The organism is Vibrio sp. 03_296, assembly GCF_002265885.1.
In genome coordinates this window covers 1-384 of record NZ_NPKW01000272.1, presented here as the reverse complement: position 1 = coordinate 384, position 384 = coordinate 1, and the positions used below count along the sequence as shown (strand labels likewise).

Sequence of the window (384 nt, the reverse complement as noted above, 5' to 3'; positions counted from 1 at the left end):
GCTGGGTTTCGTGATATCCCTTTTTCTTCGCCTGTTTTTCTACAGGAGTAACTTCTGAGGCTGAGGCCACTTGTGTGGTGCCAGCAACGACGGCGCCTGCTACTGCTGCCGTGGCGATATCCTTTAAAGGTCACGACGGCTTTCTGTTAATTTCATTTTTTCTTTCATCATTGCTTCCTTACCTGTCAGGTAGTTTTTTGGAGGCTTAAGCCTCTCTAAAAGAGATCGCTTGGCTAATCCGCCAAGTTTTTAATCTCAATTTTTAATTTGGTTTTGTTGTCCGGCGTGATTTGCGCCAAACGTACTTTTTCCAGATTGAAAAAGGCGCCGAGCAATTGGACTAACCGCCAAGTAAAATCCGGCGTGTTCGGCTTGATCGATTTG

1 pseudogene is annotated in these 384 nt (G+C 45.6%); it reads right to left on the bottom strand.

The features are described from left to right. Window positions 1–171 (bottom strand): annotated as a pseudogene (locus CIK04_RS23935) (twin-arginine translocation signal domain-containing protein); the annotation flags it as partial. Between the last annotated feature and the right edge of the window lie 213 nt (window positions 172–384).